The 19,117-nt window shown below is 27.6% G+C and carries 30 protein-coding genes; 6 read left to right on the top strand and 24 right to left on the bottom strand.

The window, feature by feature from the left end:
* Positions 1 to 2: 2 nt before the first annotated feature.
* The 15 genes from terL to EII29_RS09715 all read right to left on the bottom strand — a co-directional run bounded on the left by terL (position 3) and on the right by EII29_RS09715 (position 10,032).
* Complete coding sequence (gene terL / locus EII29_RS09785) at positions 3 to 1,490, bottom strand: phage terminase large subunit (protein WP_125237351.1); 1,488 nt, start codon at positions 1,488 to 1,490, stop codon at positions 3 to 5.
* On the bottom strand, positions 1,474 to 2,208 hold the full coding sequence (locus tag EII29_RS09780) for a hypothetical protein (RefSeq protein WP_125237350.1): 735 nt from the start codon (positions 2,206 to 2,208) through the stop codon (positions 1,474 to 1,476). The genes terL and EII29_RS09780 overlap by 17 nt, the downstream gene beginning before the upstream one ends.
* A gap of 113 nt (positions 2,209 to 2,321) precedes the next feature.
* A complete protein-coding gene (locus tag EII29_RS09775; RefSeq protein WP_125237349.1) occupies positions 2,322 to 2,972 on the bottom strand; it encodes a tyrosine-type recombinase/integrase in 651 nt (216 codons plus the stop codon).
* 890 nt (positions 2,973 to 3,862) lie between these two features.
* A complete protein-coding gene (locus EII29_RS09770; protein WP_125237348.1) occupies positions 3,863 to 4,138 on the bottom strand; it encodes a YopX family protein in 276 nt (91 codons plus the stop codon).
* On the bottom strand, positions 4,119 to 4,514 hold the full coding sequence (locus EII29_RS09765) for a hypothetical protein (RefSeq protein ID WP_125237347.1): 396 nt from the start codon (positions 4,512 to 4,514) through the stop codon (positions 4,119 to 4,121). The genes EII29_RS09770 and EII29_RS09765 overlap by 20 nt, the downstream gene beginning before the upstream one ends.
* A complete protein-coding gene (locus EII29_RS09760) occupies positions 4,511 to 5,002 on the bottom strand; it encodes a YopX family protein (protein WP_125237346.1) in 492 nt (163 codons plus the stop codon). Before EII29_RS09760 ends, EII29_RS09765 begins: the two co-directional genes overlap by 4 nt.
* A gap of 45 nt (positions 5,003 to 5,047) precedes the next feature.
* Complete coding sequence (locus EII29_RS09755) at positions 5,048 to 5,704, bottom strand: DUF2786 domain-containing protein (protein ID WP_125237345.1); 657 nt, start codon at positions 5,702 to 5,704, stop codon at positions 5,048 to 5,050.
* Between the two features lie 3 nt (positions 5,705 to 5,707).
* Positions 5,708 to 6,112, bottom strand: coding sequence for a hypothetical protein (locus tag EII29_RS09750; protein ID WP_125237344.1), 405 nt, complete (start codon positions 6,110 to 6,112; stop codon positions 5,708 to 5,710).
* A 96-nt stretch (positions 6,113 to 6,208) separates the two neighbouring features.
* Positions 6,209 to 6,448 (bottom strand): hypothetical protein, encoded by a 240-nt coding sequence (locus EII29_RS09745; RefSeq protein WP_125237343.1) that lies wholly within the window; start codon positions 6,446 to 6,448, stop codon positions 6,209 to 6,211.
* 71 nt (positions 6,449 to 6,519) lie between these two features.
* A complete protein-coding gene (locus tag EII29_RS09740; RefSeq protein ID WP_125237342.1) occupies positions 6,520 to 6,738 on the bottom strand; it encodes a hypothetical protein in 219 nt (72 codons plus the stop codon).
* Complete coding sequence (locus EII29_RS09735) at positions 6,731 to 7,630, bottom strand: tyrosine-type recombinase/integrase (RefSeq protein ID WP_233573310.1); 900 nt, start codon at positions 7,628 to 7,630, stop codon at positions 6,731 to 6,733. Before EII29_RS09735 ends, EII29_RS09740 begins: the two co-directional genes overlap by 8 nt.
* Before the next feature lies 1 nt (position 7,631).
* Positions 7,632 to 7,850, bottom strand: a complete 219-nt coding sequence (locus EII29_RS09730) for a hypothetical protein (RefSeq protein ID WP_125237340.1) — start codon at positions 7,848 to 7,850, stop codon at positions 7,632 to 7,634.
* A gap of 39 nt (positions 7,851 to 7,889) precedes the next feature.
* Entirely contained in the window at positions 7,890 to 8,633 is a 744-nt protein-coding gene (locus EII29_RS09725; RefSeq protein ID WP_125237339.1) for a DNA adenine methylase, read from the bottom strand.
* A 723-nt stretch (positions 8,634 to 9,356) separates the two neighbouring features.
* On the bottom strand, positions 9,357 to 9,557 hold the full coding sequence (locus EII29_RS09720; RefSeq protein ID WP_233573308.1) for an AbrB/MazE/SpoVT family DNA-binding domain-containing protein: 201 nt from the start codon (positions 9,555 to 9,557) through the stop codon (positions 9,357 to 9,359).
* Positions 9,558 to 9,858: 301 nt separating this feature from the next.
* A complete protein-coding gene (locus EII29_RS09715) occupies positions 9,859 to 10,032 on the bottom strand; it encodes an AbrB/MazE/SpoVT family DNA-binding domain-containing protein (RefSeq protein ID WP_125237337.1) in 174 nt (57 codons plus the stop codon).
* 639 nt (positions 10,033 to 10,671) lie between these two features.
* Here EII29_RS09715 and EII29_RS09710 point away from each other — a divergent pair.
* Positions 10,672 to 10,890, top strand: coding sequence for a hypothetical protein (locus EII29_RS09710; RefSeq protein ID WP_125237336.1), 219 nt, complete (start codon positions 10,672 to 10,674; stop codon positions 10,888 to 10,890).
* Positions 10,891 to 10,911: 21 nt separating this feature from the next.
* On the opposite strand, the gene EII29_RS09705 is transcribed toward EII29_RS09710, so the two are convergent.
* Positions 10,912 to 11,082, bottom strand: coding sequence for an AbrB/MazE/SpoVT family DNA-binding domain-containing protein (locus EII29_RS09705; protein WP_125237335.1), 171 nt, complete (start codon positions 11,080 to 11,082; stop codon positions 10,912 to 10,914).
* 306 nt (positions 11,083 to 11,388) lie between these two features.
* On the opposite strand from EII29_RS09705, the gene EII29_RS09700 reads away from it, so the two are divergent.
* From EII29_RS09700 to EII29_RS09685, 5 genes are all read left to right on the top strand, one after another.
* Positions 11,389 to 12,081, top strand: coding sequence for an XRE family transcriptional regulator (locus EII29_RS09700; protein WP_125237334.1), 693 nt, complete (start codon positions 11,389 to 11,391; stop codon positions 12,079 to 12,081).
* A gap of 67 nt (positions 12,082 to 12,148) precedes the next feature.
* Positions 12,149 to 12,319, top strand: coding sequence for a hypothetical protein (locus EII29_RS12170; protein ID WP_158612512.1), 171 nt, complete (start codon positions 12,149 to 12,151; stop codon positions 12,317 to 12,319).
* Positions 12,294 to 12,650, top strand: a complete 357-nt coding sequence (locus tag EII29_RS09695) for a hypothetical protein (protein WP_125237333.1) — start codon at positions 12,294 to 12,296, stop codon at positions 12,648 to 12,650. Before EII29_RS12170 ends, EII29_RS09695 begins: the two co-directional genes overlap by 26 nt.
* 423 nt (positions 12,651 to 13,073) lie before the next feature.
* Positions 13,074 to 13,508, top strand: a complete 435-nt coding sequence (locus EII29_RS09690) for a hypothetical protein (protein ID WP_125237332.1) — start codon at positions 13,074 to 13,076, stop codon at positions 13,506 to 13,508.
* A gap of 129 nt (positions 13,509 to 13,637) precedes the next feature.
* Positions 13,638 to 14,594 carry an Abi family protein gene (locus tag EII29_RS09685; RefSeq protein ID WP_125237331.1) on the top strand — a complete coding sequence of 319 codons (957 nt, stop codon included), beginning with the start codon at positions 13,638 to 13,640 and terminating at the stop codon, positions 14,592 to 14,594.
* 11 nt (positions 14,595 to 14,605) lie between these two features.
* On the opposite strand, the gene EII29_RS09680 is transcribed toward EII29_RS09685, so the two are convergent.
* The 8 genes from EII29_RS09680 to EII29_RS09650 form a co-directional block, all read right to left on the bottom strand.
* Entirely contained in the window at positions 14,606 to 15,235 is a 630-nt protein-coding gene (locus EII29_RS09680) for a hypothetical protein (protein ID WP_125237330.1), read from the bottom strand.
* On the bottom strand, positions 15,235 to 15,972 hold the full coding sequence (locus tag EII29_RS09675; protein ID WP_125237329.1) for a ParA family protein: 738 nt from the start codon (positions 15,970 to 15,972) through the stop codon (positions 15,235 to 15,237). Before EII29_RS09675 ends, EII29_RS09680 begins: the two co-directional genes overlap by 1 nt.
* A gap of 10 nt (positions 15,973 to 15,982) precedes the next feature.
* Positions 15,983 to 16,810: a replication initiation protein gene (locus EII29_RS09670; RefSeq protein ID WP_158612511.1), complete on the bottom strand. Its 828-nt coding sequence runs from the start codon at positions 16,808 to 16,810 to the stop codon at positions 15,983 to 15,985.
* Between the two features lie 342 nt (positions 16,811 to 17,152).
* A complete protein-coding gene (locus tag EII29_RS09665; RefSeq protein ID WP_125237327.1) occupies positions 17,153 to 17,344 on the bottom strand; it encodes a hypothetical protein in 192 nt (63 codons plus the stop codon).
* 8 nt (positions 17,345 to 17,352) lie between these two features.
* Positions 17,353 to 17,577: a hypothetical protein gene (locus EII29_RS09660; RefSeq protein WP_125237326.1), complete on the bottom strand. Its 225-nt coding sequence runs from the start codon at positions 17,575 to 17,577 to the stop codon at positions 17,353 to 17,355.
* Positions 17,578 to 17,767: 190 nt separating this feature from the next.
* Complete coding sequence (locus EII29_RS12165; RefSeq protein ID WP_158612510.1) at positions 17,768 to 17,920, bottom strand: hypothetical protein; 153 nt, start codon at positions 17,918 to 17,920, stop codon at positions 17,768 to 17,770.
* Between the two features lie 173 nt (positions 17,921 to 18,093).
* Complete coding sequence (locus EII29_RS09655) at positions 18,094 to 18,717, bottom strand: hypothetical protein (RefSeq protein WP_125237325.1); 624 nt, start codon at positions 18,715 to 18,717, stop codon at positions 18,094 to 18,096.
* A 9-nt stretch (positions 18,718 to 18,726) separates the two neighbouring features.
* Positions 18,727 to 18,951, bottom strand: a complete 225-nt coding sequence (locus EII29_RS09650) for a hypothetical protein (RefSeq protein ID WP_125237324.1) — start codon at positions 18,949 to 18,951, stop codon at positions 18,727 to 18,729.
* Between the last annotated feature and the right edge of the window lie 166 nt (positions 18,952 to 19,117).

Here is a 19,117-nt window from a genome sequence, read left to right as displayed (position 1 = left end):
ATTCACACTCCTATAAATCTTCTCTCGTATCTTAAAAACATTTTATTTAATTCATTTATTACTATCCCTGCATAAGAACAAACATCTACTGCATCATCGTGTGCTGCGTTTGGAAATTTCAATAGTTGTTCTTCTAATTCCAATAAATTAGGCAAGTCTTTATAAAAATATACTTTCCCGCTTTCAAACATTACAGATATTGCTAATGCTCTTGTTGTCTTATCTACGTCAGCAATTAATTCTTTCAATGATATTCCTTCTCGTTCTGCCTGCTGTTTAATTCCTATGCCCGAAGATTTTGTTTCTATAGCCTGAAATTTTAAAAATCCGTCATATTTGGTTCTATATTGTTTTATTGTTGCCCATTGGTCAGGTACTTCTATTTTGGCCAGAAATAAATCTATTAAATATAGATTATATTCTTTATCAACAACCCATGTAGCTATTGCCGTAGAGTCACTATTTTTTTTAACAGTTAAAGCGGTATCTATAGTTTGAAAACAAAAACATTCTTTTGTATCTATTCTTTTAATTCCTATTTCCGTATTAATTTCTATATATCTTTTCTCTACGACCTTAAAGTATTTAAAAAATTGTCTTTTAAATAATCCCCCATCTTCTGCCTGTGGACGTTGCTGATATAGAGAAATAAATTCTCTTTCTCCTATAGCTTTCCTTATAGATTCCAGTTCTTTCAAGGAATATCTTTCTGGCCATAAAGGCTCTCCCGGTTCTCTTCCTAAAATATCATTTTCTTCTGCTATTGCAGGAAGTACTATTCCTTCAAATAATTCTCCTGTGCCGTCTTTCATTTCTTTAATAATTTTTCCTACAAGATCATCATCGTGCCATCGGGTTTGAATTATTATAATTCCACCGCCCGGAGCTAACCTCGTACGAATAGTGGACTGATACCAACTCCACACCTTTTCTCTTTGAATTTTACTATTTGCATCTTCTCTATTTTTAAAAGGATCATCTATTATTGCAATATGTGCTCCTTTTCCCGTAGCACTTCCTCCTACTCCAGTACTAACAACAGAGCCTCTATGTAAATTTATTCCCCAATCAGAGCCTGCAGACTTATCTTTATCTAACTCTGTTTTAAAAACTCCTGTTCCTGTTTTATTATGTTTTTTATATGTATCCCTTGCTATTTTCCCAAAATCTCCTGCCAAATCTGCATTATAGGCTGCAATTATTATTTCCCAGTCAGGTTTATTTCCTACAACCCAAGCGGGCATTTTCTTTGTTGTAGTTTCACTTTTAGAATGTCTCGGCGGCATACATATATACATTCTGGGAGATTGTCCTGATTCTACTTTTTCTATAAATTCCTGAACTTTTTTTGTTAAAAATTCTATATGCTTTGCTCTCTTATACCTTCCTTCTCCATCATAAATCAAAAATTCAAGCAAACTTCTTCTTGCCTTTTCTTTATATATTTTTCTTTTTAAAACTTCCGCTTGAATTTTACTCTTTATCTCCATTTTCAATATCCTTCATTAATTTTTCCAGTTGCTCATCAGTCAGTTGAGATACATCTATATCTTCAGATATAGTTATTTTCTGTTCCACCTTTTTATTTTCCGTATATTCCTCAGGAACTATGTTAGACATCAAATACTTTTGAGCTCGTACATCAGGAGTCACCTCTTTTATTATCTTTGTACTTTTTATTTCTCCTGTCTTTTCTCCAGTTTTTCCTACAACTATATCTTCAACTTTGGATTCTACATATTTATATCCTGTCGCACTTTTTAACATTGCATCTTCCACTTGTCCTAATCTTCTGGCGGACCTAAGTGTTTTATAAAAATGTATATTCTCCTGATGATACTTATAAAAAGTGGATACGGATATGCCGAGTTTTTCAGCTATTTCCTGATTTGTAAACGTCGGTTTCCCGTCATCTTCTGTCCTACGGGCATATTCAAAGAGCTGTTCCAACATCTCGCCTGTCAATTTTGACTTACTACCATTAAGCGGTTCATTCTTTTTTATTCCGGGTTTTATATCCAATGGAACATAAACAAATTCTGTCAAATCGTTCCAATTTTTCCTTTTTATATAATTATTTAAGTTCTGGGCAGATATTCCATATAATTTGGCTATCTGTCTTTTATTTATTTTTTTGTCATCACCTGCAGCCTCATACAACTGAGTTTGATAATACTGTTTTAGCTTTGCCAGCTTCCATGCCTGCATTTATTTTTTCACCACCTTTATTATAAAAATAAGTCCTCTGAGCTATTTTAAACAACTCAAAGGACTCTCGGTCTCTATTTATTTAATTATATCATATATCAGATATTTTTCAACTAATATATACCTATGCTCGCATTAGCCTGTATAACACTTTTTTCAACATCTCTATTTATATATTGTAAATAAACTAATGTATTCATTACACTTTTATGTGCTAAAAATTTTTGTACTTTAATAACATCAATACTTTCACTTAATAAGTGTATTGCTCTTGTATGTCTAAAAGTATGTGGACTTAACCAATCATATCCTAATATTTCATTTCCATATTTTTTTATCATAGTAAATGCTCCTGTTCTTCTATACACTTTTTTTCCTGCTGCAGTTACTCTAGTAAATAATTTATCTTTTTTTTCTAATTTATATTTCCCTATATGTAGTAATATCATGTTCATCAATTCTTTAGATACAATACATTCTCTTTTAGCTTCTTTTCTTTGTTTAGCATTTATCAGTTGAACCTTACCGTATTTAAAATCAATATCCTTAATGCTGCATTCTAATGCTTCACTTATTCTCGCTGCAGTTTCAAAAAGAAAACGTATCAATAATTTGTGAAAATCATTCTGAATACTTCTTTCAAGCTCCATATATTCCTGTATTTTAAGATATTTTATATCATTCTCAATATAGTAGTTCTTTTTATCATACTCCACTAAATCAATTTTTTGATTATAAATTCCTTTTACAACTATATCATTCATAAATTCTCTCCTTTTTATTTTTTGGACTTTGAATTTTAATGTCCATTTTTTAACAATTTATATTGATAATATACACCATTTTTTACAAAAAATCAAGACCTTTTCAAAAAAAAGTATACAAAATAATAATATAATGTTCAATTTTAAAATTTATCTCGGACACAATGCTCAAAGCCATTATTTATCGTAAAATGTAGTCAACTAAAACTCTGAAAGTATTGATTTTATTGACTTAAAAGGGGTCAAAAGTTGAAAAAAACGACCATTTTTATATAAACTGAAATCTCGGAGTTTCTATTTCAAAGTTTATAAACTCGTTTATATTCTCGGAGTTGATTTTTATATTTTCGACTACATACCTCAACCTACTTTAAATTACTTTCCTAAAAAATAACCTTTAAAGTAGAAATAAAAGTCTATTGAGTCGATATTTTTTACAAAATTACCATTCAAAATAGTTTATATTTTTTAGAAATTCCTTAGTACGATTATATATAATTCAATATCGAGCGTATTTTTGTCAATTTTTTTCTATAATTTATTTATATTTTTTTGACAAAATTAATAGAAACCTTAAACTAAATCATTACATATAATATTACACTATATATGTAATTAATAAAAAAGCCTATTAAAAGCATATAAATAAATACTTCTAATAGACTACATTTTACTGTTTATTTTTCAAATATTATCTTATCTGTAAATTAGTTTATATTTTATAAAATTTTAGAATTTCAAGAATAAAAATACCTAATAAATATATTGGATATATTATTAATATCATACATATTAATCCCCATATAATTATTACTATCCATGCTAATACAATTTCGTTTTTATTAACTTTTCCTGTTTTCTTTTCATCTTTTAATTGATTTAACATAATTTTAATTCTTATATAAGTTACCCGGAAATATAAAAATTCCTACCTTCATTTTTCTATTAAAGCTATCTGTTACAATATCTCCCTGACAAATTTCAACTCCATTTTCATCCTTTAACCCTATATACTGCATTATTTCATACGGCTCTTTGTTAAAAAAAGTTAGTTTGTCATTTCTGAATATAAAAAGTTCTCCTTTTGGATTTATTAAAAAATCAAATTCCTTTTCAACAAACCTTTTAAAATCATAATCCCATATTCTATATTTTATATCTGGCATTATTTTCTCTCTCCTCTCCTTTTAATTCCGTTTCCAACAATTTTTTATAAGCTGCACCATAATCTCTTAATCTTTTTATTATTTCAGCATCCAATTCAAATATTCTTTCAGGAATGCTGAAATTTATATTCCCTGCATGTTTCCTTTCCAGAATTATTTTAATTTCTATTAATCTACTCGCCAACAAGCTTTTTACTTCATATTTTATTCCATTAACTTTTATTTGCCAAGTAAGATAAGACTCCATAAATTCAGGTAATTTTATTTTTATTTTATCAAAAACAATATATATTTTTTTCAAATTATTATCATTAATAATATCTAACAAAATTTCCTGTTCATATTTTTTTTCGTATTTACTTACTAACTTAGTCATTTTTCCTCCAACAAATTCATTAACTCAGGATTTTGATACTTATTACCAATTATCCACCAACCATCTTGTATCATATTATCTTCAACCATTGTAGGTATTTTATATTTTTTAATTAAATCTTGTGTAAAAGGTTTAAAATCATTAATTTCATAATTATCACTCTCCAGTGTTTTTCCATTAACTATTTTAAATCCAGTCAACATACTCCCATATTCCATATCATTATCTCCAAAACCTATTAGCTGCAGGAATATTCCATACTCATTTGAAGAGAGTAGTATATCTCCTTCAAATATTAAATTTCCGAAATCATCATGTAATCCTATACATTCAGATACTTCCAAACCTTCAACAGGAAACAACTTCTTACTGTCCCTGCTCAAATCCCATACTTTACCACCTGTAGAAAGAGAGTATGTACTCCCCTGATTTCCTGTGACAAAATCATTCTTTTCTTTATCAAAAATTCTGAATTTTATTTCTCTCATTATTATTCCTCCTAATATATTTTTGAAAACATTTCATTTTTTTGTTTATGTAATTGCTGTTCTGCTTCTATCCATTGCAGTGTAACCTTCTTTCTTCCCTACATCATACATATTAAAAATTGCGGGATCAATGTATTCTGTATTTAATGTTGCTTCAATTCCTTTCATATTTTTTGCTCTTTCATTAAAAGTCTTTTGGACATGTTCCGGGATTACTAAAACTAAGGCTTTACATTGCTCATTAAGTTTTTTTCTTATTCCACTACAATAACCTTCAGCAAAAACATTATATGCGGCTCTTGTATTATGTCCATTTTTCTTTAAATCTCTTATTAATTTTTTGGCTGTCCTATCTCCATACTTGTATAAATAGAAAAATACATTTTTACATATTTCTACATCCATTTTTTCTCCAAAAAATGTAACTCCGTAGTTTCCTTTTATAAAAGTTTTACAACAGAAATTATTCGCTATTATTTCCGCAAGCAAATAACTCCATTTTCTTCCATACTTTAAAAATATAGTATCCTCAATAGAAACTTCATCTATTTCTTCAGTATTTGCAATTTCTATTTTATATTCAGCCATTAATTTTTGTGCTTTTAATGCCGCCGATTCAGCTTCGGCAGCATTTGAATTTTTTTGACTTAATTTAAGTAATTTTTTTACTTTTTCTATTATTTTTTCACGTTTTTCATCCATATCTTAATTCTTCCATTCCTTTATTAAGTTTTCATCCAAAAATTTTTTGAGATTTTTAAGCGTCCGGAAGCGTTCTTCAAATTTAAAATCTCTACTAGCATCATATAATGTTACAAAATACGGAAAAATATATCTTGAGTCAAATCCAAAACCTTTTATTTCTCGAATGTACAAATCTTTTTCTTTCACGTCTTTTCCCACAAATTCTGAAAAATCTTCAATTTTGGAATATTTTATTTTTTCATCTACTATTCTTTCAAATGTTGTCATTCCGTTTATTTTTATTTTTAAGACTTCTTCTTTTTTATAAATCTGCATATTTACTAAAAAGTCATTTTCAAGCACTTTATATTGTGTTGCATATATCTCTGTTACATTGCCGTCTAAATGAGTAATTGCTACCTTCATTATATTCTCCTTTCAATCCATTTATATCTGCCGTTTTCTATTACCCTTATTTTTTCAATCAATACGACCCGCTTTTTCTTTTTCCGGAAAAGAAAATTAAATATCTTTTTCATCATCTTCACACTCCTTTATCTGAATAGTTTCATAAAATATATAAATCAAAAATATTACTATTCCTTTTATTAATAATACTTTCAACAGCTCAAATAAGGTTTTAGATTCATTAATACCTGTTATGAGAAACCAAAACCATGCTAATATAATTGTTCCAAAAATAAATTCCTTTATTTTTTGTCCCTGCTCCACTGTTATCTTGCCTTTAATCTTTACTCTCATTCATATCACATCCTTTTATTATATATAATTTTTACATATATTCTTTTATTTACTTGTTTTTAAAACGGCTTTTATTCTTTGCCGTTTTTCAAAATTACTTCTGTACCACATATTTCTTTATGTGCGGAATCTTTCCGTCTGCTGTTGCATCTTACATAAGTTGTATTACTCCCTATAAATACTTCGGTTTTTGAGCCTTTTATATGTATTACTTTTTCAAATTTTCCTTCTTTTTCTATTGCAAGAACTGCACCACAGCAGGGACAGTATATTTTTTTTTCATTAAACAAGTAATCGCCTTCCTTTTTTGTTAGTCTGTTCCTGTAAATGTTTTAAATTCCTTGATTGATATATTTTAAGGACTTCCATATCCTCTATACCTAAATTTTGGGCAATAGTATTAAGGTCCATACCCTGATTTATACAGTCTATTGTATAAAAATGTCGTAAATTATGTAAAAATAACTTTTGTAGTTTTACTTTTGCTGAAACTCCGTATTTTTTAAGCATTTTCCCGCAAGTTTGCGATTTGATTACATTATCCTGCAGATCTATAAATAATTTTTGATTTTTTAAATACAACTCTTTACGATGCTTCCTAAATTCCCGACAAACTTTAACTACAGTGGCAGGAATAAGTACTGTACGGATTTTATTCCTTTTTCCTACTACTTCGACCCGTCCTGTTATTGCTGCATCTATGTTTATCTGTAAGGCTTCAGAAATCCTAAGTCCCGTACTTGCAAGCAATTGGATAAGTATTGTATTTCTCAGTCTATAAAATTTATTAGGATCTTTATTTATGGTTCGTAAAACCCTTTTTATTTCATTTATAGATAATTCTTTTTTATAAAATCTGTCATATATCCGTATTTTTATTTCAGGCAGCCTTATTCTCAATCTTGCCTGTTTTACTTCACAGGCAGGGGCAACTATATTTTTTGAATTATATAGAAATTTTAAAAAACTTCTGATAGCTTCAAACTTTGTATTAATGGTTTGCCCTTTTAATTTTTTATTCTGCAGATCAGCTCTGTAAGCAAAAAATATTTCATTATTAAGCTGTTCGACATTAATTATATGCATATCGACCAGAAATTTTTTAAAATTTGCAAGATACGTTTTTACAGTATTTTGTGAATAATATTTATTTTTTAGATACTGCTCAAAGTCTTGCAACATTTCATTCAATAACAAGTTCCCACCTCATTTCTTTTATCATGTCTTTTATTTTTTGCAACTCTTCCAATGCAAGACTGACGGAAACAGAAGGAAACAAAAGAATTTTATTAGTTTTTGTATCAATCATAAATTTTTTATTTCCTGTTCCTACACTTAATATTCCTTTTTCCAGTTTTACATTTTCAAATTTATATTTTTTTACAATAGCATTAAAATTCATTTTGATTTCCTTTCCGTTTGTCAGTCATGACTGACATTCCTAATAATTTTTAATTATAATTTCTGTCCGACGATTTCCTATATTTCTTCTCTCGCCTATTACTTGTATTTTTAATTTATATTCTTCCGCTATTTTTAATACTTCAGGAGAATTAAATTCAGATATCATAAACCGTTCCCCGTAACCGACCAAAAATTCTACTAATTTTTTTAAATCCTGTTCGCCCCATTTTGGAGTATTATAAGGATTAATTGTATTTATGTATGGCGGGTCACAATATATAAAAATTTTATTTTTATTCTTTTTATTTTCCAAAGATAGATTCTTTATAAATTTTTCATATGGCAAATTGTCAAATGTTGTATCCATTAATGCATCAAAAGTTTCTTTTATCCTCATTAATGTTAAAAATTTAGGATTTCCTACACTTGTTCTCATTGTATGCCTTGTTGCCATAAAAGAAAAATTTGTCAGATATATAAAACGGACAGCCTGCCATGTATCTATTTTTTCAGGATGTTCTTTCCAGTATTTAAACTGCTGCTTATGTTTAGGAACCATTCTAAACAAATTTTTAAACTGTACCGGTTTGTTCTTAATGACCTGAAATAAATTAAATACTTCATTATCCAAGTCATTCAGGAAATTATATTTTGCTCTTTCCTTAAGAAAAAATACACTTCCTGCTCCGAAAAAAGGTTCTATATAAATTTCATGTTCCGGAATATATCTTTCAATTTTTTTAAATAATACTTTTTTATTACCATGTCTTTGTAATACCACTTTAAACTAACCTCCGTATTTTGTATTAATTTAAAGTTATATATACTCAATACACTTAATCTTTATTCAATTTGTTATTCATAAAACAACCTTATATCGGTTTATTTTTGCCCCGTACTTTTTCTTAAAAATTTTCTTGACTTTTTTAGTGGAAAATTTTTGACTTGAGCGGAGTTTTTGAGACCTTTGAGCGGTATTCTCCTACTTTTTCACAAACTTTTTTTAAAAAGTTCGCAAAAGAAAGAGAATTGAAAAATTTGACTATCGCTTTAGCTCGTCGACTCGTCGCATCCGGAACATTTATTCACCAATTCTACCCGATGAATGACTCAATGTTTTCTTAAGTACCTGTTCCGATCTCCTCAAAATATCACTATTTTGACAGCAGAATTCCGCCACTTGATTTTTTTATGATGCCAGCCACATCCGTTTTTCTAATGCTACACTTTATGAATTTATAGTCTTCTCGCCTGAATGCAAAATTTTGTATTAAAAAATTAAGCACACGGTAGTCGATGCCTGGACTTATTCAGTTGTGTTTTTGGGTATTACAAAAAGTTTGACTTTACACATAAGAAGTTATCTAAAATTCAAGTATTAAAAAATACCACATCTTCCTATGTGCTTGTAATTTACAGGAATTTGCAGTATAATACGATTGGTTAGGTCGTGGTATATACTACGATTTCCCTTATTGGTTTTCAGGACTGATAAGGGATTTTTTTATTTCTTTTTAATGCAGATAGTTTTATTTTCTTTATCTAAAACTAATTCAACAGTCTTATTATTTTCTGTTATTCCTAACTCTTTTAGCCAAGTTATTGGAACATTAACTCTTGTTGCAACCCCGTTTCCTGCTTTGTAAAAAGAAATATTACGGTTTCTCTTTTCCATAATTCCATATTTCCCTTCTATGTGTCCCATACAAAAATATAATATCACGTATGGGACACACTGTCAACAAATTTTTTATTATACTTCAAATTCCTATAAAATTGTCATAGTCCTGTTTTTTGTATTACAAAAAGAGCCTTGTACATTTTAAAGACTTTATTTTTTCTTAATTTTTCTACAAAAAATTTTAAAAATTTGCAAATAGGCACGATATGCTATATAATAGAATTGCTGATTACTATTTTATATGCATATTTCCTATTTTTATATTAGGAAAATATAGCTTATAAGATATATCTCCTATGTTCTTTTTTAAGGCATGGGGGATTTTTTATTTCTTTTTTCTAATTATAATTTCTTCCTTCTCTTCATCAAATAACAGTTCTATTTCCCTACTTTCAGGAGTTATATTTAACTGTCTGACCCAAGGAATTGGTAAATTTAATCTTGTAGCCAAAGTATTTCCGGCTTTGTAAAAAGAAATATTTAAATCCCTTTTTTTCATATTTTCTCCTTTAACTTGTCACAAGTTTATTATATTATCTTGTGACAAGATTGTCAACATATTTTTTAAAATTTTTATTTTGTACCACAAAATTAAGGTTTTAATACCCTTTACTTGCATTAAAAACCGGATATATGACTTAAAGCCGTCATTTCCAGTATTTTTAATCCGACCTTTACTATGCCTGACCTTTAAAAACGCTCTTAGAAGCCAATTTTGAAGGTCACTTTTTCAAAAAAATCAGAGAAAAAGCATTTTCAAAAAGTATTTTATAATGTAACTCACTTACTATTTTCAAGGTACTATAAAAGTAAGAAAATTACAATATCTTTTCTCTTTGAAAAAAATTAATAAAATTTAATTTTAACTTCAAATATAACTTCTATTTGTTAAAAAACTTCTGTTTTTATAACAATATATACTATATATTTGAAATCAATTTTTAATTTACAAAACTTATTAAAAGCCACTTATATAGCTTAAACCCGCTATTAGCAGCCGTATTTAATTTTACAGCAATATTCTTTATTCACTACAGTCATTCTGCTGTCTTATATGACTTGGACATAGAAATATGGCTGAATCGGACCATATTTCCATGCCTAAATAATATAAGAAAGGAGGTCTCATTCCGAGTGAATGAGGAAAAAAATATTACCTAAAGTTGCAGTAAAAGGTTATCCTTATATTTATTATTGCGGGACATTCTTACCTTTAAAAGCTCGCCCTCAAAGCAACACTTTAGCGGGGAGTCTAAAGTATTGTTTTCAAGGCGGCAAAATATTTATTTTTAAAGTAGAATATGATAAAATATATTTGCATGGATATTTTAAAATATTCTACTCCTATGCTTTCTGATAAAGGACATAGGAGAGTTTTTTATTTCTTCTCAATAATCACTTTAGAAGCTTCTTCATCAAAAGTAAAAGTTATTTCTCTATCTTCTTCTGAAATTCCCATTTTTCTTAACCATGGGATAGGAATGGTAACTTTTGCACCTCTGCCGCTTCCTGATTTATGAAAAGAAACTTTTCCGTCTCTTCTTTCCATTTTGTCTCCTTTATCAGTAACTGATATAATTATAGTATATAAGTTACTGATTGTCAATGATTTTTTTAAGAAGCAGGGAAATTTCCCTGCTATTTATATATAATGGCAATTTGGTATCTTAGTGGGATATACTAACAGTATAACTGTAGCATATCCCTTAAAAAGGAGTTTATGAAGAAAAAAGTTTTACAACTTTTTCTGTTGTCAAAAATATTATACTTCTTTTTATGAAAAATAAAAAATATAATTTTTATATTTTTGAGTAATAATAAAAAATAGTATATATAATATAAGTGGAGGTCTCTTATGAAATTTGAAGTTGATGATAATAAAATGCTTCGATTTGCAGAATTTTTAAGAAATTTAAGAAATGAAAAAAAATATACTTTAGAACAAATTAAAAAAGCTACAGGAATAGGAATTTCTGATATAAATCAATTAGAAAACGGCATGAGAAAAAAAATCAATCCTTTTCATCTGGTTGCACTTTCAAACATATATAAAATTAATGTATTAAAATTTTATGAGATGTTAGGTTACATAAATAAAGAAAAAATTGACAGTTACGTTGAAAAAGAAGCAATTGAAAAAAATGTGGCAGAAATTTTTGATGAAAAATCAAATATGTTTGAAAAGATTCCTTTGTTTTCTTCTGTAGCTGCAGGAGCAGGAAAAATTGTTGATGAAATCCCGGAAACATATATTCAAGTACCTCTTTCCGGAAAAAATTTCCGAGCTGCATATATAAGTGGCGACAGTATGGAGCCAACTTTAGTCAACGGTGGAATAGTTGTTTTCGATCCCCACGTAGAAAAGCTGAAAAACGGTGACATAGGAGTTTTTTATCTGAATGGCGAATATTTTGTCAAAAGATTTTATAAAGGCTCTCAGGGGGTCTTTTTACAAAGCGACAATCATATATATATGCCCATGCTTGTAAAAGAACATGATGATTTTAAAATATGGGGAAAGTGTACCGGCACTATTAACGAACTTTAGGAGTTATTTATACTCAATACATAATGAAAGCCTCACGCCCCTGAGGCTTTCTTTTTTAGGAGGTTTTATGATTAATATTGAAGAATTAACACTTGATTTTACAAAAGAAGATAAAATTTATTATTATCAAGAGGAAAGTTATGAACACATCGAAGATATCGCATTAAAGTACTTTTCTGATAGAGGATACAAAGGACTTTTTTCGGTGGAATTTGTTTTCTTTCCTTTTTTGGGATGAGATATTTGATGTCATTTATTTAGCACGCCCTACTTCCAATGGAATTAATGTTTCTTTTTATCCAGACAGACCTTTCTATTCTGATATGCCTTATGATTTATTTCAACAGGAAGATTTTTTCTGTAACAGAGTTAACAAAATAAAACAAAAAATAAATATTATTCAGGAAGAAGGAATAGAAAATGTTCTAACGTTTAATTATCAAAGAATTGAAAAATTATATGATATTTTTTCAGATTTTTTGCCAAAAAAATCTCTTTTTAGATTGATCCATTATCGCGGAGAATATTCTTTTGTTCTTGCCTTAAACCACACTGAAAAAAACTTATAAATTTAGAAAAAAAAATATCTGAAACTAATAAAACTCCATTTGAACATACTGACTACTCTTACTTTTTTAAAAAAATAGAGCGTCCTTATAAACTTAATAATTATCATGCAAGATTTTTGGAAAATTTGAATACTTCAGTAAAGCAAAAAAATTATAGAAGAAAATCTAAGTCAAAAATTTCTTTAATAAAAATATTCTTCTGGATTTCTTTTCTTCCTTTTATAATTTTCTTTTGGATTGCAAAATTCTTTTATGAAGCTCTTTTAAAGAAGAAATAAAAATTTATTTTTCTAATAATTTATATCAATCTGTATAAGATTTTATATACAGATTTTTTTATTTGACATTTTAATAAAATTCTGATAGAATATTTTTGAATAAATAGATTATTCAAAAATATTCTAATTAAGAAAAGGAGAAAATATGAGTTTACTTAACCCTAAAAAAACTGAAAGTATGAGTATAGAAGAACAGCAAAATATGAAATCTGAACAGCGTATTCTAAATGAAACAGGAACAAAAGTAAGATTAGCCAAATCTCTTACTGATAATGTTAAAAATGATTTTGAAAAAACAACACAAGCAATTATATCAAAAGCCTTATATGGACAAGTTCAATTAGAAGATATTAAAGAAGCTATAAATTCTCTAAAAGATATAAAAGCAACTGCAGAAAAATTAGAAAAAGTTAATGACAATCTAGAGAAATTTGAAAAACCTACACTAACATCTGAAGATAAAGAAAAAATCTATCATTATTATAAAACTGGAGATTTTAAACAATCAGAATTAGCAAAAAGTTTCTCAACTAGTCAGACTAATATTTCCCGAATTATAAATGAAAAAGAAAAAAAATAGTTGACAATTGATATGTAACAAGGTATACTTACTATGTAAATGGAATGCTCTATACAAGTCTTATGACACAGGTATAGACCCAAAGACGGCTCCCATAGTAATATGGGAGTTTTTTATAGGAGGAAAATTTTGGACAAACCTTTTAAAACTTTTTCAGAACAGGTTAAAATATTAAATACTCGTATGAAAACTGATGAAAAAACTATATATTATTTAATGAGAAATAATTATTATTCCATTATAAATTTTTATAAAGACCCTTTTATAGTAAATAGAAGAAAAGAAATATATCGTGACGGAACTCATTTTAATGATTTAAAATCTTTATATGAGTTTGATAGAAATTTAAGGACTTTATTTTTTAACTATCTTACTCAAATCGAGAGATTTTTTAAAACTATGGTTGCTTATCATTTTTCTGAATATCATGATGTAAATAAAGTAGAAACTTACTTAGATGAAAACAATTATTTTAAAAGAAAAAAAACAAGACAAACCATTACAGATATAATTACAATTCTCAAAAATATAAAAAATAATGACAAATTACCTATTATTTCTCATTATCACAGAACTAATAAAGATAATATTCCTTTTTGGATTGTCATACATTTTTTAACTTTCGGGGAATTGAGTAAACTTTACTCTATTTTAACTAACGATGTAAAGAATAAAGTTGTTGCTTCCTGTCAAGAACTTTTTAAAACCGAATATGGAGCTGATTTAATAATAGATAAACTTTTTATAGGATCTTTCTTAAAAGCTTGTTCCAGATTTAGAAATGCTGCTGGACACAACGAACGTTTCTATAACTATACACTTAAAGAATTTTTAAATATAGCAAATACATCTGGAATAACGAACAATAACAAAAAATTATTTTCAATTTATGAAGGACTGAAGTTTTTTTTACCTAAAGAGGAGTATGAAAAATTAACAGATGAATTAAAAAAATTAATAACAAGTTTAGAAAAAAATTTAAACACTGATTGGGAAAATAAAGATAAAAATAAAAAATATAATGTTCTTTCTATAAATAACATTTTAGAATTAATGGATTTCCCTTCAGATTGGCAAAATAAATAGCGGTTATCCCGCTATTTTATTTTCTGCATTTCATTTTCTATCTCTTCTATTTCTTTCTGGAGCTTTTTTATTAAATGTTGCTTCCGAATTTTTTCTCTCATCAAAAAGGCTTTTTTCTCCTCAGTATCGGATAATTTTACAGCTTCTTTCTTTTCTTCTATTTCTTTTAGTTTTGCTCCAGGATTTTTTGCAGTAATTACTTCTACTATTTCTGTTTCTTCAAAGTCTTTTTTCTGTCCAGTCAAAGCTTTTAATGCTCTGTTCGGTAATGTCAGAACCTTTTGTGGTTCTTCTATTCCTTTTTGTTCCACTTCCAAATATAAAGTGTATTTTCTTATAGCCACATTTGCAGAATCTCTGTCTATCCCTATTTTTTCAAGCCATTTCCCAAAAGTTCCTATCCCTTTTTTTGCAAATATTTGATTTGCCTCATATATTGCTTTTGAGTATTTAATGATATGCTCTATTGATTTTTCTCTGTGAAAATTGATGTCATTTTCATACTTTATAAGTTCTTCTTTTTCCTGTCCGGATATTTCCAGCTCATCGTAATTTATATTAAAAATGCTTTCAACTTTTGCAACAGGAATACTCTTTTTAATATTCCCCGTATTTATTCCTAAATTAAATTTTTTAGCCATTATATTCCCTCTTTTTTCATTATTTCTTTTGCAACTTTGCTGTAATCTTTTGCTCCATTCGAACTGCTAGCATATTCAAATATTGATTGATGCATAATTATACTTTCTGCAAGAGCGACATTTTTTCTTATTATCTTATTTAAAAGTATACCTTCAAATTCTTGCTGCAGTTGTTCTTCCACCTGATCTGACAATGCAGTTTTTTCTTTTTTTATCAAGATTATTCCCGATATTTTTTTCCCCAGTTCTTTTGTAAAATCAATAGTTGCATTCAATCCGTTAAGCTCATTTATACCTGGTATCAAAACAGGATAGACACTTGATGCATAAATTGCCGACGTCGTGTAAGCATTAAATGCCGGAGCTGTATCAATAACAACTATATCATATTGATTTTTTATATAGTCCAAAAAATCATTTAAAGTTTGATAATAATACGGTCCTTCAGCTTGTAATGCTGCCATGTCCTGTTCTGCTGCTTCTCCTGCAGATATTAAATGCAAATTTTCCTCTACTATCTCCGGAACAAATTCCGGAACTCTTTCCAGCAAATAATCTCCTAAGCTTACTTTTATTTCTCCTGGATTTACTCCGAAATTTGTTGTTAAATTCAGTTGTGGATCTGTATCTATTGCTAAAGTTTTTAATCCCTGTTTTGCAAAATAATGTGCGAGATTAAACACTGTTGTCGTTTTTCCGACTCCGCCTTTATTATTTACAATCGCTATCTTTTTCATATTTTCTCCTTTAAAATTCATCAATGTCGATATTATCAATATTTTCAATATCAATATCATTTGCTCTTAATCCTGCCAGTAATACTCTTCTTTCGATTTCTTTTGTATTCTCATCTTTTGCTTTTATGAGCATCTCTCTCAAAGTATTTGAAATATAGAAATTTATTTTTTCTACTTTTCTTCCCTTTTTTACAAATTCAAATTCAAATTTTATTTTTGTATGTTTTTCAATTGATATCTTAGCTTTTTCAATCATTCTTTTTATGTCATTGTTTTTATAGCTACTTGGGATATTAAGCTTTGTCTTAAATTCTTCAAAGTCAGTTGAAAATACTCTGTTAAAGGTTTTCCACCTATTTAACAGAATAAATAATAATTTTTCATATCTGGAAGATAGTTTCAATAAATCCTGCAATTCATGTTTTGAAAATCCTAAATCTTTTTGGATTTCAAAAAAATACCGTTGAAACTCTTTTTTTATCTTGATAGTTACTTTTTCTCCTTCTTCTATCAGCATATCAAAAAAGTTTATCGTGATAAATGCTCCCGGATTTGCCAAAATTTTCCCTGTATCTTCATCTATTATTTGTTCCGTCGTTTTATAACGAATCGATTGTCTTGATAGACTTTTTATTAAATTAGTAAAATCATCTGTTGTTATATTACTCGTTTTAATTAATTTTTTTATATCTTCTTTTTTAAACTCAATAATTTTGGAATCCTTCTGCATTTGAAATATAATTCCAAAAAATAAATCTAATTCTTTCTGTTTATAATCTAATACAAATTTATCAACAAACTCATTTTGATAAACTACTACTTCTTTTTTATTTCTCATTTTTATCTCCATTTTCCTATTTCCAAATTCTTCGCAGTTTTAAATCACAAATTTAAGTCCTTATTTTTCAATATTCCAAATCTTTCGCAGTTTTTCCAAATCTTTCGCAGTTATAATTATGTTCTACCTATCTTCTTTATTTAATAGTATCTGTAGTTATTTCTCCGAATTCTTCGTAGTTTCCAAATCTTTCGCAGTTGTATTCCAAATTTTTCGTAGTTATATTCCAAATTTTTCGCAATTGCTTCCGAATTTTTCGCAGTTACTACTTCACAAATACTATCATTAAAGAACTACCACTACATTAATAATTTTAATTAATTTAAATAAAATAATAAAGAGTTACAAATCATTGAAAATCTCTAAAAGAGCTTCAACTCGAGATTTAAGTCTTTTTTTCTCTTTTATATCATCTAATTTTTTCTGGATAAAATTCCTTTCTTCAAAAGAAAGCTCAAAGTTTAATTTCCATTTTCTTTTTTTTTCTTCAGATATTTTTTTTCTTCCCGATCCTTTTCTTGCTCCACCTTTCATATATTCTCCTAAATTCCATAATATTTTATATAATAAAAACCATCTTTCTTATCAAAAGAAATCCTAATTTTTCTCTTTATCGTATTTATTATCATTTCTTTCTCTTTATTATTAGAAATAAAATTTTTTACAGCCTCTCTTTCTTTAACAATACTTAAAACTTCTCTTAGAGCTATTTCATAATTTTCATTTCTTATATTCTCAAAATCTTTTTTTAAATCATTTAATTTCATTATAAACCTCCTATATTGTATATAATCATCAGTAGACTTAATATGCACGCTATTAAACTTATTATTCTTATTATAATTTTTTTGTTTCCAAAAAGGAAAAAATAACCATTTACTATAACTAATAAAATCCAAATTGACATAATAAATATAAAAAGTTATAATTAAGTCGTCCCCCTATTAGGGGAGGGCTCTATTTAAAAAGCCCTTTTATAAGAATTGTTAGTATTGTCAATATTGCAAGTATTATCTGAACTAACAATTTTATTATCTCGAGGACTTGTTTTAAGTCCTCTTTTTTTCTTCTCCTTTCCTTTAAAGATTTACGACTTAACTTACTTTTCATTATTCACCTCCCATCTATATTCATATTATATCATATTTTTTGAAATAGTCAAGGGATTTTTTCAAAAAAACAAAAAAATCCCCGAAATGAAAATTAGCTTTAATAATTGAAAATCCTGATTTATAATCTTTTTTTTATAAAATTTTGTTTATAAAAAAATTAGAGTTTACACTCTAATTTATGATTTCATTTGTTATCCTATCTAAATTTTTTTTTGTTTTATCCATAGCCGCACTTATACGCCTTATTGCTATTCTGTAGTCAATCAATTCTTTAGTTTCTTTTAAATTAGAAAGTATGGCCAGGATTTCTTCCTTTGATTTATTTAATTCAACTGAAAATTGTTTATCAATTTCAGCATACGTTTCGAATTCCATTAGATCATGATATTCTTTTTGAAACTTCAAAAGTTTTTCATCGTACAAATTATCAATCTCATTTTCAATTGAAGTCCAATTTTTATTTATGTTATTGTTATTTATTACATTTATACCTTCATTTTTTATACATAAACATATTTGTGAAACTTTTGTGTTTAAAATAGTTTCTAAAGGTTTTCCCGTTATTTTTTCAGTTGTTAATCTATTTTCTAATTTATTCAGGACTTCAATTAACTTTTCATTTCCGGATATTAATATAGTCCGTCTTTGTTCTCCATATTCCAATTTTTTTATTATTTCATCCTGATTTCTTTTTACGTCTTTTATCATATAATCAAAGATTGTTTTTGCGAAGTATAAAAATACTCCGCAAATAACAATCATTATCCCGAAATCTCCGATTTCTTTATAAAACATATTTGCTCCCTACTTAAAATAATAAATAAAGCCAGCACGAGCAAGCAATTCTCTATCTCCTTTAAAATTATCTTTATAATTTATATCTGCATAAATATTACTACGTCCGTAATTTCTTCTGTAATCTATTACATTAAAACTTAAAGAGTTTTTAGAAGCGGCAGAAAATTTATTGTTCTCAAGTACTTTTTCTATTGTTTTATCAATTATTTTATCTGTTGTATGATTTATCATATCTTGTGTTTTTTGCTCCGACTTCTCTATTCTGCTGCCGGAGCTTTTGCTAAACCCTCTGCTTTATACTCATTCAGAGCCCTTTCAATTCCATCCGCTATTTTTTTTGGATCAAGCATTTTAGCTATCATAGGTCTTTGTTTTTCAGGAAAAACTTTTAGTACTA

Origin of the sequence: Leptotrichia sp. OH3620_COT-345 (assembly GCF_003932895.1) — a bacterium.
GTDB lineage: Bacteria > Fusobacteriota > Fusobacteriia > Fusobacteriales > Leptotrichiaceae > Pseudoleptotrichia.
The sequence above is the reverse complement of the archived record's forward strand: the minus strand, read 5'-3'. Positions and strand labels throughout refer to the sequence as shown.